This is a genomic window from Streptomyces sp. Isolate_45, assembly GCF_024721315.2.
Taxonomy (GTDB): domain Bacteria; phylum Actinomycetota; class Actinomycetes; order Streptomycetales; family Streptomycetaceae; genus Streptomyces.
Genome location: NZ_JANFAK020000393.1, coordinates 1 through 582, shown reverse-complemented (window position 1 = coordinate 582; position 582 = coordinate 1). Strand labels below are relative to the sequence as shown.

The following is a 582-nucleotide window of genomic DNA, read 5'->3' as shown; positions in this document are numbered from 1 at the left end:
CCGCCACCGTCGCCCTGCCCGGGACCGCGGCGGCCCCGACGCCGAGCCCGTTCGCCGCGCCGACGCCGAAGGCGGTGCCCGCGCCGGCCCCCAGACCGGCCCTGACCTCCGGAGCCTCCGCCGCGCCGGCCGCGATACCGGCCGCGATACCGGCCGCGGCCACGCCGCCGGCCGCTTCGCCCCGGGCGGAGGCCACCACTCGGGTCACGCCCGTCATCCGCGGCGCGGCCCCGGCCACCGGCCCGGCCCCGGCGACCCTGTCCGAGGTCTTCGAGGACGCGTTCCCGCCGCTGACCAAGCCCACCCCCGCCGCCGTGCCCGTACCCGCCCCCGCCCCGGGGGCCGAGCCGGGATCCCGCCGCAAGACCGTGCTGCTCGCCGCGGCCGGGGTACTGACGGTCGCCGCGCTCGGCACGGTGATCGGCCTGGCCCTGACCTCGGGGGAGGAAGAGGCACCGGCCAAGCCGGCGGTGTCCTCGACCCCGACCCCCGTGGTCCCCGAGCCGCCGACGGTCCCGGGCACCAGCGGAACCGACCCGGCGCCCGAGCCGGGTACGACGCCCCCGCCCGCGGAGTCGCCCG

At 81.4% G+C, this 582-nt stretch carries 2 pseudogenes; one reads left to right on the top strand and one right to left on the bottom strand.

The features are described from left to right. Positions 1 to 208 (bottom strand): annotated as a pseudogene (locus NOD94_RS41265) (RNA polymerase subunit sigma-24); the annotation flags it as partial. A 106-nt stretch (positions 209 to 314) separates the two neighbouring features. Here NOD94_RS41265 and NOD94_RS41260 point away from each other — a divergent pair. Beyond that, a pseudogene (locus tag NOD94_RS41260) lies at positions 315 to 582 on the top strand (hypothetical protein); the annotation flags it as partial.